At 70.7% G+C, this 14,890-nt stretch carries 13 protein-coding genes and 3 pseudogenes; 8 read left to right on the top strand and 8 right to left on the bottom strand.

Features of this window, described 5'->3' with window-relative positions; all coding sequences use genetic code 11:
• Both rfaE2 and JNW89_RS11075 read left to right on the top strand, forming a co-directional pair.
• Positions 1–962 (top strand): D-glycero-beta-D-manno-heptose 1-phosphate adenylyltransferase (gene rfaE2 / locus JNW89_RS11070; RefSeq protein WP_238448821.1); only part of this gene is annotated, 962 nt, incomplete at its 5' end.
• Positions 959–1,837, top strand: a complete 879-nt coding sequence (locus JNW89_RS11075) for a glycosyltransferase (RefSeq protein WP_179802820.1) — start codon at positions 959–961, stop codon at positions 1,835–1,837. The genes rfaE2 and JNW89_RS11075, both read left to right, overlap by 4 nt.
• A gap of 19 nt (positions 1,838–1,856) precedes the next feature.
• Here JNW89_RS11075 and JNW89_RS11080 read toward each other — a convergent pair whose 3' ends face one another.
• The 3 genes and pseudogenes from JNW89_RS11080 to JNW89_RS11090 form a co-directional block, all read right to left on the bottom strand.
• Positions 1,857–3,008 (bottom strand): glycosyltransferase family 9 protein, encoded by a 1,152-nt coding sequence (locus JNW89_RS11080; RefSeq protein ID WP_375155079.1) that lies wholly within the window; start codon positions 3,006–3,008, stop codon positions 1,857–1,859.
• Positions 2,989–3,537 carry an Hsp20/alpha crystallin family protein gene (locus JNW89_RS11085; RefSeq protein WP_238448823.1) on the bottom strand — a complete coding sequence of 183 codons (549 nt, stop codon included), beginning with the start codon at positions 3,535–3,537 and terminating at the stop codon, positions 2,989–2,991. The genes JNW89_RS11080 and JNW89_RS11085 overlap by 20 nt, the downstream gene beginning before the upstream one ends.
• Positions 3,534–4,039, bottom strand: a pseudogene (locus JNW89_RS11090) (DUF2231 domain-containing protein). The gene JNW89_RS11085 and the pseudogene JNW89_RS11090 overlap by 4 nt, the downstream one beginning before the upstream one ends.
• A 157-nt stretch (positions 4,040–4,196) precedes the next feature.
• Between JNW89_RS11090 and JNW89_RS11095 the strand changes: the two are divergent.
• A pseudogene (locus JNW89_RS11095) lies at positions 4,197–4,816 on the top strand (pyridoxamine 5'-phosphate oxidase family protein).
• Positions 4,817–4,838: 22 nt separating this feature from the next.
• Here the strand turns inward: JNW89_RS11095 and JNW89_RS11100 are convergent.
• Together JNW89_RS11100 and JNW89_RS11105 are read right to left on the bottom strand one after the other, a co-directional pair.
• The gene (locus JNW89_RS11100; RefSeq protein ID WP_238448824.1) at positions 4,839–5,399 is read right to left on the bottom strand and encodes a hypothetical protein; all 561 of its coding nucleotides are present in this window, start codon (positions 5,397–5,399) and stop codon (positions 4,839–4,841) included.
• A gap of 62 nt (positions 5,400–5,461) precedes the next feature.
• On the bottom strand, positions 5,462–6,526 hold the full coding sequence (locus JNW89_RS11105; RefSeq protein WP_238448825.1) for a suppressor of fused domain protein: 1,065 nt from the start codon (positions 6,524–6,526) through the stop codon (positions 5,462–5,464).
• Positions 6,527–6,618: 92 nt separating this feature from the next.
• Between JNW89_RS11105 and JNW89_RS11110 the strand changes: the two genes are divergently transcribed.
• Positions 6,619–7,167, top strand: coding sequence for a GNAT family N-acetyltransferase (locus tag JNW89_RS11110; protein ID WP_238448826.1), 549 nt, complete (start codon positions 6,619–6,621; stop codon positions 7,165–7,167).
• 32 nt (positions 7,168–7,199) lie between these two features.
• Here JNW89_RS11110 and JNW89_RS11115 read toward each other — a convergent pair whose 3' ends face one another.
• Entirely contained in the window at positions 7,200–8,057 is an 858-nt protein-coding gene (locus tag JNW89_RS11115; RefSeq protein WP_255540675.1) for a phosphotransferase enzyme family protein, read from the bottom strand.
• 353 nt (positions 8,058–8,410) lie between these two features.
• Here JNW89_RS11115 and JNW89_RS11120 point away from each other — a divergent pair, with 353 nt between their 5' ends.
• Complete coding sequence (locus tag JNW89_RS11120) at positions 8,411–9,520, top strand: hypothetical protein (RefSeq protein ID WP_238448827.1); 1,110 nt, start codon at positions 8,411–8,413, stop codon at positions 9,518–9,520.
• A 137-nt stretch (positions 9,521–9,657) separates the two neighbouring features.
• Here JNW89_RS11120 and JNW89_RS11125 read toward each other — a convergent pair whose 3' ends face one another.
• Positions 9,658–10,383: a hypothetical protein gene (locus JNW89_RS11125; RefSeq protein ID WP_238448828.1), complete on the bottom strand. Its 726-nt coding sequence runs from the start codon at positions 10,381–10,383 to the stop codon at positions 9,658–9,660.
• Between the two features lie 827 nt (positions 10,384–11,210).
• Between JNW89_RS11125 and JNW89_RS11130 the strand changes: the two genes are divergently transcribed.
• Positions 11,211–12,098, top strand: coding sequence for a S1 family peptidase (locus tag JNW89_RS11130; RefSeq protein WP_238448829.1), 888 nt, complete (start codon positions 11,211–11,213; stop codon positions 12,096–12,098).
• A 542-nt stretch (positions 12,099–12,640) separates the two neighbouring features.
• On the opposite strand, the gene JNW89_RS11135 is transcribed toward JNW89_RS11130, so the two are convergent.
• Entirely contained in the window at positions 12,641–13,390 is a 750-nt protein-coding gene (locus JNW89_RS11135) for a hypothetical protein (protein ID WP_238448830.1), read from the bottom strand.
• Between the two features lie 615 nt (positions 13,391–14,005).
• On the opposite strand from JNW89_RS11135, the gene JNW89_RS11140 reads away from it, so the two are divergent.
• Complete coding sequence (locus JNW89_RS11140; protein WP_238448831.1) at positions 14,006–14,518, top strand: NUDIX domain-containing protein; 513 nt, start codon at positions 14,006–14,008, stop codon at positions 14,516–14,518.
• An 88-nt stretch (positions 14,519–14,606) separates the two neighbouring features.
• Positions 14,607–14,890 (top strand): annotated as a pseudogene (locus JNW89_RS11145) (transposase family protein); the annotation flags it as partial.

A 14,890-nucleotide genomic window follows, 5' to 3' on the forward strand; every position in this document is an offset into this window, starting at 1 on the left:
TGAACACCGCCGCCGGCGACGGCGTCGACCGGGCGGTGCTGGCCGAGTCGCGGCTGGAGGAGCTGCGCGAGCACACCGGCGCGGACGTGGTGGCGGTGACCCTGGACACCGAGGGGGCGGTGGTCGGCGGGGCCGACGGCGAGCCCCGGCGCAGCCACAGCACACCCGTACCGGCCAGCCACGCGGTCGGCGCCGGGGACGCGTACCTGGCGGCGATGACCCTGGCCCTGGCGGCCGACGCTCCGCTGCCGACCGCGGCCCAGCTGGCCCAGCTCGCCGCGACCATCACCGTGTCGGACACCGGCACCTGCGTCTGCCGCCGGGAGGACCTGCTCGCCGCACTCGGCACCACCGCGGACGGTACGGCCCACCCGACGCTGGTCGGCACGGCCGAGCTGGCCGCGATCGTCGGCGACCACCGGCGCGCCGGCCGCTCGATCGTCTTCACCAACGGCTGCTTCGACGTGCTGCACCCGGGGCACGTGCGCTACCTGGAGCAGGCCCGCGCGCTGGGCGACCTGCTGGTGGTGGCGGTCAACTCCGACGGCAGCGTCCGCCGGCTCAAGGGCCCGGACCGGCCGGTCAACCCGGTGGAGGACCGGATCGCCCTGCTCGCCGCGCTGTCCTGTGTGGACCATGTGGTGGTCTTCGAGGAGGACTCGCCGGCCGCGCTGATCGAGACCGTCCGGCCCGACGTGTACGTCAAGGGCGGCGACTATCCGCCGGAGATGGTGCCGGAGGCGCCGCTGGTGCGCCGGCTCGGCGGTCAGGTCCGCACCCTCGGGTACGTGCCGGACCGCTCCACCTCGGCGATCATCGAACGGATCCGCGCCCAGGCGACCGCGTCGCCGCAGCCGACCCGGTCGCCGCAGTCCACCCGGTCGACGCAGTCCACCCGGTCGACGCAGTCCACCCGGTCGCCGCAGTCCGGAGCCCCGCAGCGGATGGGCAGGTCGGCGTGAACCGACCGCTCGACCTCGGCAGCGCCGAGGAGTTCCGCCGACCCCGGCAGCTCGACGTGCTGATCCCGACCCGCAACCGTCCCGCCGAACTGGCCGTCACCCTCTCCGGGCTGGCCGCCCAGGAGGGCGTGCCCGGATTCGGGGTGGTGGTCAGCGACCAGTCCGACGGCGAGCCGGCGTACACGCACCCGGCCGCGGCCACCATGGCCCGGGCACTGCGCCACCGGGGGCACCCGGTGCTGCTGACCCGCCGGCTGCCCCGGCGCGGGCTGGCCGAACACCGCGCGTACCTGCTGGGCCGGTCGGCGGCGCGGTACGTGCTCTGCCTCGACGACGACGTCTGGCTGGAGCCGGGCACCCTGCACCGGCTGGTCACCGCGATCGGCGAGCTGGGCTGCGGCTTCGTCGGCAACGCGGTGCACGGCCTGTCGTACGCCGACGACGTGCGCCCGGAGACCCACGCCCACTACGAGGAGTGGGACGGCCCCGTCGTGCCCGAGCGGATCCGGCCGGACACCCCGCAGTGGCAGCGGGCGTCGATCCACCCGGCGGCGAACCTGCTGCACGTGACGCGCAAGCTGGACCTGCCGCCGGGCGCGTGGCGGGCGTACAAGGTCTCCTGGATCGGCGGTTGCGTGCTCTACGACCGGGCGGCGCTGGTCGACTCCGGGGGCTTCGACTTCTGGCAGCGGGTGCACGAGCGCCACCAGGGCGAGGACGTCGCCGCGCAGCTCGCCGTGATGGCGCGCCACGGCGGCGCCGGCGTGCTGCCCAGCGGGGCGTACCACCTGGAGTCGCCGACCACGGTCACCGAGCGCGAGGTGGAGGCCTGGGAGGTCGTGCTCGCCGACTCCGACACCCCGCAACCGGCCTGAACCGGGCCGTTCCGGCAGGTCAGCGCGGTGCGCCCGGTTCCGGGCGGAGCAGCTCGGCGGCTGCCTCCAGCACCTCCACCACCGGCACGTCGGTGACGAACGAGTCCCGGTGCGGGCACTCGCCGTCGCCGGGCCGGTGCGGGTAGATCCCCGGGGTGCAGTCCACGCCGCAGACCGGGCAGTGCGTGGTCCAGGAGGCGATCGGCCGGTGTCGGGCGCGCAGCGGCGTCGCCCCGTTGATCAGGTTGCCCAGCCAGTAGATGCCGACCGTCGAGGTGCCGACCGCGCCGGCCAGGTGCAGCGGGCCGGTGTCGTTGGAGACGACCAGCTCACACCCGGCGTACGCGGCGGCCAGACCGCCGAGGCTGAGCGTGCCGACCTGCGGGCGGACCGGCACGCCGGCCGCCACCACCACCGCGTCGACCAGTTCCCGCTCGGCGGGGGTGCCGGTGACCAGCACCTCGTACCCGTCGCCGTGCAGCGACCGGGCGACCTCGCCGAAGCGCCCGGCGGGCCAGCGCCGGCGGGTGTCGGTGGCCCCCGGGTGCAGCGCCACCCGGGGCCGGTCCGGCTCGCCGAGCACCGCCAGCGCCTCGGCCCGGTCCGCGTCGGTGACCGCCAGCGCGGGGATGACGGTGGTGGCCGGCGCGCCGACCAGGGCGACCACCTCCAGGTAGCGGATCACCTCGTGCTGGTAGTAGACGTACCGGATCCACCGGTCCAGCGGCGGCGCGTCCTCGGCGCGCAGCCCGGCGGTGACCCGGGCGCCGAGCCGGCTCATCAGCGGGTTCGAGTTCGCCCCGCCGCCGTGCACCTGCACCGCCAGGTCGATGCCCTCCTTGGCGGTCCGCTCCAGGAAGTCGTCCATGGGCGCGGGCGGCTCGTCCGGGCCGGGGTCGCGGATGCCGGGGGCCGGCGGGACGACCAGCACCCGGTCCACCGGGCCGGGCCGGTCGCGCCAGAGCTTCGCGTGCCACGGCGCGCCGAGCAGCACGATCTCCGCCTCCGGGTACGCGGCCCGCAGCGACTCCAGCGCGGGCAACGTGAAGATGAAGTCGCCGAGCGCGTTGGCGCGCAGCACGGCGATGCGCCGCACGTCGGGCACGCGCTCGCCGACCGGGCCGAGCAGGGACGCGATGGCCACCCGAACGCTACGGCCGGTCGATCTCATCGGCGGTGAGGTCCGGATGGTGCATCTCCCGGTCCGCCGCCGGATCGGCGAGTCTGCCCGCACCAGCGGCGGCCGGACCGCCGCGGTGGCCGGCGCGGCCGACGGTGATGGTGCGCGGCACGGCCCGCTTCGCCCGGGGCAGGCGGACCCGCAGCAGGCCGTGGTCCATCACCGCGTCGATGGCGTCCGGGGCCACCCGGGACGGCAGGTCGATCCGGTACTCGAAGCCGCGGGTCTCGAAGCCGCCCGGGATGCCCTGGTCGGCGTTGACCTCCGCCTCGGAGCGGGCGCGCACGCACAACTCCCGCTCGTCCAGCTCGACGGCGACCTCCTCGGGCGCCACACCGGGCAGCCGGACGACCACCTCCCAGCCGTCGGCGGTCTCGGTCAGCTCGACGTCCGACGAGCCACCCCGGCCGCCGACCAGCCGGCTCAGCTCCGACCGCAGCGACTGGAGCTCCCCCATCGGGTCCCAGCCCTGCTGCCGACCCCGCCATCCGCGGCCGAAACCGCCGGGCTGTTCCGTCATCGCACGTCTCCGATCCGCTGGGTGGCCGCCGGGGGCCGCAGTGAGCTGGGGGCGTCGAGGCCGGCCTCCCGGTCCACTCCGACGCCGAGCCGGTCGACCAACTCACCACCGAGCCAGGCGCTGACGCCGAGGATGGCCACCCCGACCACCTCGATGGCGATCAGCGCGCCGCCGGCCGCCCGGGAGTCGGCGTTGAGCCGGACCGCCCAGACGGCGGCGAAGAGCAGGATGACCGCCACGTTCGCGGCGGCGTGGGTGAGCGCCACCCGCTTGGCGCGGGTGCCGGCCGGGATGGCGAGCAGGTCGAACGTCCCGGCCGCGGCGGCCAGCAGGCCGCGACCAGGCCGACCGTGATGTTCCAGTACGCCACCTCGCCGAGGAAGTCGGGGCCGCCGACGGTGTCGACGATGTCGAAGAGCGTGCCGACGACCAGGAGCGCCACCGGGAACATCACCAGCATCGGGTGCACGGGGTGCCCGAGCACCTTCAGACGGCTCTCCATGGTGGGCCTCCACTGCTCGGCTCGGGGGGCGCTGTTTGAGCCCGTACCCGCCGCTCCGGTGGGCAAACCTCGCGCTCGCCACGCCCGCCTAGGCTGACGGACGGCGGTCGGCGTCCGGCCGGGCCGCCACCGGGGTCAACGCACGGGGGAGGCGGACGTGACGGTGGAGATCACCTCGCACGAGGAGCTGCGTGACCTGCTGGGGGCGGCAATGCCCCGGGCGGTCGCCAAGGAACGCGTCGTGCTGCACGAACGGGACCGGCAGTGGCTGGCCGCCTCGCCGTTCTGCCTGATCGCGACGGCGGGGGCGGACGGCAGCTGCGACGTCTCGCCCAAGGGCGACCCGGCCGGCTTCGCCAAGGTGCTGGACGAGACGACCCTGGCCATCCCGGAACGGCCGGGCAACCGGCGGGCCGACGGCTACCGCAACATCCTGGACAACCCGCACGTCGGCCTGATCTTCCTGATCCCGGGCCGGACCGACACCCTGCGGATCAACGGCCGGGCGCGGCTGCTGCGGGACGCGCCGTACTTCGACGACATGGTGGTCAAGGGGCACCGGCCGATCCTCGCGGTCGAGGTCCAGGTCGAGCAGATCTTCTACCACTGTTCCAAGGCGTTCCTCCGCTCCGAGCTGTGGAAGCCGGAGACCTGGCAGCCGGACGTGCTGCGACGCGGGCCCGGCTGATCAAGGAGGTCGAGAACACCGCGGAGAGCCTCGCCGACCTGGAGCGCCGCTACGGCCCGGAATACCTGAACTCGTTGTACGCGAGCTAGGGGCGGGCACCCGACAGGGCCGTCAGCGGGGCGGCAGGCCGATGCGGAACCGCCGCTGACCGTCGGTCAGCTCCGGCCAGTCGTCGGGCTCGTCCGAGGCGATGCGTTCCGGGTCGGGCACCCGCAGCTGCACCCGCACCGCGCGGATGAACTCGTGCAGCGAGGTGCTGAGCCTGGTCTCCGGCGGCATCCCGCCGAACTCCGCCGCCCGGGTGTCCTCGTGGCCCTCGGCGACGCGGAGCACCGCCCAGGAATGGCGTACCACCATCCGGGCGGCGCGCTGGACCCGCTCGTCGCCGACCAGGCGGATCTGCTCCAGCAGGGCAAGCAGCCGCTGCCGCTCCTCCTCCGTGCGGTCGTGCTGGGCGGCGGGATCCGGCGCGCCCGTCATCCGGGCGACCAGGTGGCGAAAGACCCGGACCGTGGACGCGAACTCGACGCTCAGCTCGTAGAGCGGGGCGTCCCAGCGGGTCGCCAGCTCGCGCTTCTCCTTGCGCCGCTCGACCAGCAGGGACGGAACGAGGCCGATCAGCGCGCCGACGGCGAGGGTGAGGATCGTTGCGCCCAGAGCCGACCAGTCCACGATGGAAGCCTAGGCGGGTCCGCGTACCCCCGGCGACCCCGCGGCGTCACGCGCGCTGCCGCCTAGCCGACCTCGGCGACGACGGCGCCCTCCTGGTCGCGGATCTGCGACCGGACGATCTCGACGACCAGCTCCGGTGCGCTCGCCAGGTGGTACGTCCCGGCCACCGGCCGCAGCACCTGGATCAGTTCCGGGAGCACCGCCGGCGGGAGCTCGATCTCGAGGAATCCGTCGCCGGCGTCGGTGACGGCCACCTGCTCGCCGGGCCGGAACCCGACGCTGCCGTTCTGCGCCTCGATGAGCAGCCCACGGCCGAACGGCAGGCGCGCTCGCAGCACCCGGCCGATCCGCTCAGCCGCGTTCGCCCCGATGGTCACCGTGGTCGTCAGCTTCCGGCGCGCCCAGCCGCTCTTCGCCATCCGCCAGCCGGCATCCTGGACGAAGAGCGAGCCGGTGGAGGACCCGTCCCGCCGGACGCCCTCCTCGACGGCGGTGGCGATGCCGGGTTCGTCGGTGAGGTTGCCGCGACGGAGGTCGGTGACGAGCAGGGGCAGGCTCGGCGCCATGGCCGCGAGCAGGCCCTCGGCGTCCCAGCGTTCGATCGCCGAGTACTCGTCGAGTGTCAGCCCGACGATCTGCAGGAACCGGAGCCGGCCGTGCGGAGTGTCGATCACACCGAGCTCGGGGTCGTCGGCGAACGCAATCGCCCGGATGGCCGTGTCGGGCTCCGCCAGCGAGATCGGGCCGTTGAGGTCGAGATGGTGACCGGGCCCGAACGGGTTGCCGGAGTGGAAGACGTAGCGGGCGAGGTTCTGCAGGAAGTTCGCCGCCCACATCGGCGGATCGCTCTCGGCGGCCGTCCGGGCGACCCGGAAGGTGAACTCGAACCCCCAGCCCGACTCGTCGGCGTTGTCGGACTCCTTCGCGTACAGCTCCGACATTCCGTAGCTGACGAAGTGCCAGTGGTCGGCCCGCGGGTAGACGCTCAGGCCGTCCAGCGGATCGGGCCCGCCGAGCGCCCACTTGATGAGGGTGCCGTAGTGCTTCGGCTCGACGCCCGGATAGAGCTGGTCGAGCGCGGCGTCGATAGCGGCCCAGCCGGGAGCGGCATCATCGGTGTCGACCATGAGCGGAGACTGTACGCGGAGCGCCGGCTCGCGTGCCGGCCGCTCGCGCCCCGGGTCCGCGCCGTCAGTTCGGCGAGCTGATACTGGGCGGCATGTCTGAGCTGGCACTGCCGATCCGTACCGAGCGACTGTTGCTCCGCCGGTACCGGATCGACGACGTGGATGCCCTGCTCGCGTACTACAGCGACCCGCTCGTCGCCCGCTACATCCCGTGGGAGCCGTGGTCGCGGGAGTTCGCCACCACGGTGGTCACCAGGCGGCTCAGCAGCACAGGGATCACCGGGCCGGAGTCCCGTCTGGCGGTGGTGGCGGAGCACGAGGGCGAGGTCGTCGGCGATGTGATCCTGTGGCCGGCCGACGACACGCTGTCCCACGGCGAGCTGGGGTGGGCCTTCCACCCGGCGGTCTCCGGCCGCGGGTTCGCCACGGAGGCGGTTCGCGCGGTCATCGACGTGGCCTTCGCGCAGTGTGGGATGCACCGGGTCATCGCTCATGTCGATGTGCGCAACGAGGCGTCGGCGCGGTTGTGTGAGCGGGTGGGCATGGTCAGGGAGGCACACCTGCGCCGGGACCACTGGACCAAGGGCGAGTGGACGGACACGCTGATCTACGGCCTGCTCGCCGAGCAGTGGCGGGGTTAGCCAGGCCAGTCTGCTTCCTCTTCCCTGTGCGCTCAGTCGACGTGACCGGCTGAGCCGCCCAGCCGTCGGCGGGCGTCTGCCAGGCCCTTCTCGTTCTCCTCGATGCCGCTGATGCCGGTCAGGTCGCCGACGGCGAGCCGGCGGGCGAAGTAGTCGGCCTGCACCGCCCAGCGCAAGCGCAGCATCGTCGACAACCCGTACTCCACCTCGGCCCGGGTGAGTGTCCGGCTCGCCAGATACGCCTCGATCAGGCATTCGGCCTGGCGAGGACCGCCGACGTACATCACCGCGGAGGCAAGGTCGTAGAGCAGCGGACCAATGGTCGCCACGCTCCAGTCGATCAGGCCGCAGATCCCGGTCCGCCGGTTCAGTCGAAACGCCTCGGGAGCGGGGTCGGTGTGCAACAGGCCCCACGAGAGAGTCGATGGATCCAGCGCTTCGTACGCGGCCACGGCGGCCGCGACCGACGGCCGGATCCAGGGACGGAGCGCCAGGTGCGTGGCCTGGAGATCCAACCAGTGGAACCGGTCGGCGCGCGCGACGGGCACATCGCGCAACACCCGATGCACCCGGCCGAGGGTCCGACCGATCAAGCGCTGATCATCGAGGGTACGGCCGGACAGTTCCTCTCCGTCGACCCAACGCAGCAGCGCGAGCGGAATGCCGTCGACATCGGCGACGGACTCCCCCTTCGTGGTCATCACCGAAGCGCCCGCCGGGATCCCCGCCGCCGCGACGTGGCCGGCGACCGTGAGCCCGCCCACGAGGGACCGACGGGCGCCGGGCACGACGGCCTTGGCGACCCAACGCTCGTCTCCGACCGTGACGAACCAGGTTGCGGAGTTCATGCCACCGTGGTGCGGCTGCACCTCCGGGTCGGCGAGTCCCATGCGTCGGCCAGGCACCGACGCAGCCTCTGCTCGGCGATCACCCGGTGGAGTCAAGCAGCGAAGGCCGCGACCGTCGACCGACTTTGGGCCGGACCTTTCGCCGAGGCCAACCGCCACGCTCGATTTCGCCACGACGCCCAGGGGCGGTCGTCCCGGATGCCCTGACCGGATCGTGGCCGATGTGCGCCATGGCACCAACGTGCCGGCCGCCAACCATTGCCCGGGCCGAAGGTGACCAGTTCCCTTCACTCACGACCGTGTCCCTCACCGGCTTGAGCATCAAGGTTGGAGATAGCGTGAAACCCACCGCCGTCGTTGGCACACCACCAACCAGCAGATCGTGGTACTCCCGGTTGTCAGCGTCCGTCGGCACGGCGGCGGCCCTCGCCGTGCTGGTGGCTCCGTCCGTCGCGTCGGCGAGCACGACCGACGGGGCACCGGCGGCGACCGCGACCACGGTGGCCACCGCCGGCGTACCGACCGGCTTCGCTCCCACGTCCACCTCGTGGACCAGCGCCACCGACGGCTGGGTGCTGGGCTTCGCGCCGTGCCGAGCCGGTTCGTGCCCGATCGTGGTCAGCACGTCGGACGCCGCGCAGACCTGGCAGCAGCACACCGCCCCACGGGTGCCGTCCACCCCCGACCAGACGAAGATCCACTTCGCCAACAAGCTCGACGGGTGGACCACCGACGGCCAGGTTCTCCTGGCCACCCACGACGGCGCCGGCATGTGGCGGCGCGTGCGGCTGCCCGGTGCTGTCGGCTCGGTCAGCATCTCGAAGCTGGCGTCGACCGACCGGTACGCCTATGCGATCGTCACCTACGGGGTCGGAAGCACCAAAACCACCCAGCTCTACTCGTCACCCCTCGGCACGGACGACTGGCAGCCGGTGGCCGGCGTCGCGGTACCGGGCGACGGCGGGTGGGACATCGCCACCCACGGTTCGGCCGCCCACGTCGCCCTCGGCGTGATCCACACGTCGCTCCGGACGTGGTCGGCAGCCGACGGCAGTAGCTGGACCGAGGTACAGCCGGTCTGCTCGGTGGACGACGCGGTACGGCTGAGCAGCAGCAGGCCCGCTGACGTCGAGGGCCTGTGCAGCTTCAGACCGGAGCGCGGCTACATGGAGAAGCAGCTGGTCGAGTCGGCAGGCGGCGCGGCCCCCGTCGTGCTGGGGTACGCGCCCAGCACGGGGATCACGACCGGGTTCGCGACGACCTCGGCCGGCACCGCGGTCGTGGCCGGCGTCGGTGCGGGCGCGAGCTGGCTGCACGCCAGCTTCGACAACGGAGTCACGTGGGAGACGCCCCTGGCGATCCTCGACGTACAGCTCCCGATGCTCGACCTGGACTTCCAGGACGCCACGCACGGCGTGGTGGTCTGGGGTGGACCGGCGTGGTCGGGAGCCGCGGTGTACCGCACCACCGACGGCGGTCACACGTGGAGCCAGCTCACGCTGTGAGGTCAAGGCGGTCCGGGGATCGTTCCGGTCCCCGGACCGCACGGCCCGGCACGATCGCAGCGCGCGACGCGGCGGACCACCGACGGTCAAGAGCGAGCAGCGGACGTAGTCGGCCGACTGGACGAACGAGTGCCGGCTCACCCGCGGAGGGACGCCCCAGCCGCGCTGATGGCGTCGAGCAATTCCTCGTGGCAGTCGAACTGGTCGACGCGGTCCGTGTCAACGCCGCATTCGCGCTGCCGAGCACGGATCACATCCTCGTGCGAGTACAACGAGAGGAACACGGGGAAGGCGAAGGGGTCGAGGTCGGTGGCTGATTCCAGGAGCACATCGACCGGGTCGCGCTCACCGTCGCCCACGTGAAGCCAACTGTCGTATGGCGAGCGAACGTACAGGTCTGCCCCGAACCCTTTCGTCCAGTGGGTGAACAACGCGGCCAGGCTGGGGGCGGCACGAAGCGGGTTCCAGTCGTCCGGGTCGATCTGGTAGCGCCAGATCTCTCCCTCGTGGTCGCCGGCGAGCACGAACGTGTAGACGATGTGCTCGAAACGGAACAGCGGCAGTTGATGCCGCCAGTGGAAGGGGGTCCCGACCGAGGCGGAAAGGTAATCGAGCAACTCGCTCGCGTCGGTCCACTGCAGCGGGAACCCGCCATCGGGCAGGACCCGCTCGTACGGCAAGCCCTGGGACATGAGCCAGAGCGGTTGTTCCGCGATGTGGTCCACGTCGAAGATCCGGCACAGCGCATCGAGCAGCAGCCCGCCGTTCCGGTCGCCATTCTCGGGCCAGGGGACGCCGGTGGCCGATGCCGCCGCCCGGTAGGCCTGCACCGCATCCTGCAGGACGCGCATGTCGTCGAGCATCACGGACCTTCCGTCGTCGGAGCCAGGAACAGGCTAGGCGGCCCCCGGTCACCATGCGGTCCGCCGCCGACCGCAGTCCTCACGCCCGACGTCGGCCTGCCCCAGATCGGGCACGCCTCGGCGTCGACGACCCCGCAGTGTCAGCTGGGCTATCGCACAAGATCAGGCGCCAGGACGCCGATCACCTGGGCGACTCCGAGCGCTGCCGCCTGCGCAGCAGCACGGCCGGCACCAGGTAGGCCACTCCAGCGACCGCTGTCCCTGCGGCCCAGATCCAAGGCCACGGCTCGGGCTGTCCGGCGGCCACGACCACCCACCCCACGGCCATGAACAGCCAGAAGCCTCCCAGAATGAAGCCCTGCTTCGGCGTCTTCGCTGTCTGCCACCATGGGCCCCTGGTTGGCCTCATATCCGCGATCCTCGCACTCATCACGGAACTACGCCGGAGTGCCTGGCGCAGCTCGCATACGCACCAGGCGCTGCAGCCAACCTCCAGCCACCCTTCGCCTGGAAGCGGACCTCCTTGTCGCGCAGTCGCCAGGCCGTCCGGCCTCCCCTGTGCCATTCGCCGCCGTCGGCATGATGTCGATCGTGGAAGTCAGACAACGCTGCGCTGACGACCCTGACCCGGTCTCGGGCCCCCGTCTCCGTAGTTTCATAACCTGCACGTTTCCCCATCGACATGCATCTTGCAGGCTGATAGATGCGTGCCGATACTGACCCAAGCGTCTGTCGGGAGGACGACATCGACTACCAGGCGATGCGTTCCCCGACGACGGGTCACGGGACCTCACCCATCCGGTCCCATCGCTCCCGAGGAGGAGTCAGTGAGGATCACCAGCAACCCATCCCGCAGTCGCGTCGCCCGATCCGCCCAGCTGTTCGCCGTAACCGTCGGCGTGGTCGTCACCACCGCACTCGCCGCGCCGACCGCCGTGGCGGCCTCCCCTCAGACCTACAGCGCCAGCGACCTCTCGGCGGTGAACGACGCAGTGCAACGCTCGGGCGTCGAGGGCATCGCCTGGCACATCAACGTCACATCCGGCCGGGTCGTCGTGACCGCCGACGACAGCGTCTCCCGCGCCGAGATCGCGAAGATCAAGCAGACTGCCGGCGCCAAGGCCGGTGCGATCCGGATCGAGCGGGCAGCTGGTGTCTTCACCCCCCTGTTGTCCGCCGGTAACGCCATCTACGGCGGCGGCTACCGTTGCTCGCTCGGCTTCAACGTCGTCAGCGGCAGCACCTACTACTTCCTCACCGCCGGGCACTGCGGGAATGTGGCCAACACCTGGTACACCAACTCCAGCCTGACCACTCTGATCGGCCCGACCATCGGCTCCAGTTTCCCGGGCAACGACTACGCGCTGGTCCGCTACGACAACACCTCGCTCACCCACCCGGGCGGGTTCACCGTCGCGGACGCCTATGTCGGGGAGTCGGTCAAGCGCACGGGTTCCACCACCGGCACTCACAGCGGAACCGTCACCGCGCTCAACGCCTCGGTCCGCTACGTCGGCAAGGGCGGCGGCACCGTGAGTGGCATGATCCAGACCAACGTCTGCGCCGAGCCCGGCGACTCGGGCGGCCCGCTCTACGACGGCACCAGGGCACTCGGCATCACCTCCGGGGGCAGCGGTGACTGCAGGTCCGGTGGCACCACGTTCTACCAGCCCGTACGCGAAGCGGCCAACGCATACGGCGTGACCGTCTACTGATCTGTCCGGTACGGCCCGGCCGACAGGCGCCCTGCACTGCGGCCGGGCTGTGTCCCTCGCGATGGCAAGCGAAAGGCCCAGGTCATGGTCGACGATCAAGCCGGTGACCTGGGCCTTTCCATGGAGCCGCCTGACGGAATCGAACCGTCGACCTACGCATTACGAGATCAAGTTTCCTGCCCCGCCGACCTCGGCACATGAGGGTCTAGCAGGGGAGATGCCTCTCGACATCTCACACCGCTCCCCGCTGTCCGTCGACCTCTTGCGGACCAGATGCGGACCGCTCACAGCCAGGAGGCGAGACAGTCGCCGACCCCAGCTTTGCATAGATCGAGACTGCTGTCGGCGGACGTCGGTGACCATCGTTGGCCTGCTTGTCCTGTCGCTCTCGGTCGACTGCGGACTGAGTACGTCCCCTGACTTGGCTGTACTGGTGGCTGTACAGCCAAGCCGCGCCGATCAGTCGACTACGTCATGACCTGCTGGAAAGTCCGCCACAGCTATGCGGACCGCTGAACCCTCAGCCGCCCCTGCGAAGTTGCCTACGAGAGGCCCAGGTCGATTGGGTCTGCTGTGGGACCCTGCAATCGCTTGGCCCACCACCAAAGAAAAAGAGCTATTACCCATCCACCACTAAGTGCCGCAGCGAACGGAAGGAGCAGAAACAGCTTCTGCCACAAGATTGCTACCGTAACGGGAAACAACAGGCAAAGACCCAATATCGCTGGCACTGCCCGCTGCCAACGATAGGCGGCAACCAGTGGCACGGCGGTGAAGGCGACTCCAGCCAAACCGATCAGGCCGTAGGCGTTACCGGCTGACAGCAGCGTCACCAACGGCCAGCCCAGCCCGGGAATAAGCGCTAAGCCCAGGACGAGCCACATGAGATGCCGAGACATTCGTGCGATGGTCGCAGCGTCGGCGCGCAACCCGATCACGACGGTTATCAGCGCGATAACGCCTAGCGCGGCCGTACCGCCACCCAAGATCGCTGGTACGGCGTAACCGATGCCATCGGGGCACGTCCACGTGCCTGCGCCCTCACCAGTCCTGATCTGGAGACATCCGGCACGACTTCGGCTCAGGATGGTCACGGTGAGCCCTGCGCCTATGACGGCCGCGACGCCAGCGGTCATCAGGCCGGCGAGGTACCAAACCGCAAGATCTTGGAAACCGAAACGCCGCCGCATATGAGCCCTCCCAATCATGCGGCGAGTTTGCCATCGGTCGGCAATGCCGTCACCTGGTGCGGCCCCGCCGCGCCGGTCAATGCTGGCAGGGTTCGCCTTCACTCACTTCATGCTTGCGCTATGCAGCTTCTGACAGCGGCGGGTATCAGGATCTCCTCGTCGGCAGTCGTAGACCGTCCAGCCTCCCCGGACGGACAAGGTGGAGCGCCCTACCGGACGAACGACCTTGGCCCCGTCCGGGAATGCTGGCAGCCCTTGTGGTGCCCGGCGAGGTGATCCGCCCTGGCCGATCTCTGAGGAGGGCCGGGGTCCGGGGCGGAGCCGCGAGGTCTTCGAGGTCCTGTCGTCCCCAAGGGTGGCCGGCCGGCCCGGCCGATGCCGGCCGGAGGTCGCCAGCAGGCCGGGGCCGGGCCGGCGCGGCCCGCTTTACGGGCCGCCTTGATCTGATAGAGCGGAATTCGGCAGTGCGGCGTGTCAGGCGTGCGTCCCGTCACGGGACATGCTTGACGCTCACGTCCCACCTGATGCCCGACATGATCCTCAAAGGGTGCCGCGGAAGCCTTCACGGCCCGCGACACGGGCGCGCATTGCGGCATGGCCGAACCGCCGACGATGGGCCGCCACGCCCCGTAGCGATCGGATCGCGGCAGATCCGGACGTCTGGGCGTCCCCTTTGGCTGGAGCGAGCTTGTCCTATCCCTGTGCTCCAATCCCGTCATGCATGTCGTCGTCACAGGCGCACTCGTTGAAAACGGCGCGGTCCTGCTAGTACACCGCAGGCCGACCAAACGGGCATACCCAGATGTCTGGGATCTGCCCGGGGGGCAGGTCGAAGCGGGTGAGTCGGAACTACAAGCCCTCGCGCGTGAGATGCACGAGGAGCTCGGTGTTCACATTGTGGCGGAGTCCGCTTCACGGTTGGGCGTCGTGCATGACGGCAGTGGTGAGGACGCCGTTCACGTGGGCGTCTGGCAAATTGGAGACTGGGTTGGCTCTCCGATCAACCGTGCACCTGACGAGCATGACGACATCGCATGGGTCCGGATCAGCGAGCTGGGTGGCCTTCCCCTCGTGCATGGCGTCTTGGCGGCAATGGTTCGTTCTCTGCCTGAGTTTGAGTGCGCCCGCAGGCACTCAGATGTCACCGACTGTAACCAGGACGACCGAGGAACCAAGGCCGACTGTCGTGCATGTGCTGGGACGGATTCGTCAAGCAGGTGGTGGGACTAGACAGTGACCTCGCCGGACGTCTACCCGGCTAAGGGACGTCTCGTAACCCGGCAGGTGTCCCTTGAGGACGATCATCGAAGATGTCCTGATGCAGGTGATCTCCTCAGCCCGGCCGGAGTGGATCTTTCCGTTCACCGGCCTGCAGCCCGCCCAGTTCCGCCGGCTGGTCCGGCTGGTCGCTGAACGTGGCGGGGAGGCCATCGCTGACGGCCGGCCGGGCCGGCAGTGGGCCCTCGACCTGCCCGACCGGGTGCTGCTGGTGGCCGCGTACTGGCGTACCAACCTGACCATGCGGCAGATCGGTCCGCTGTTCGGGGTGTCGCACTCCGCCGCGCACCGGGTCATCGACACCCGTCGGACCGCTGCTGGCCC

It is taken from the genome of Micromonospora sp. 4G55 (assembly GCF_016803375.1).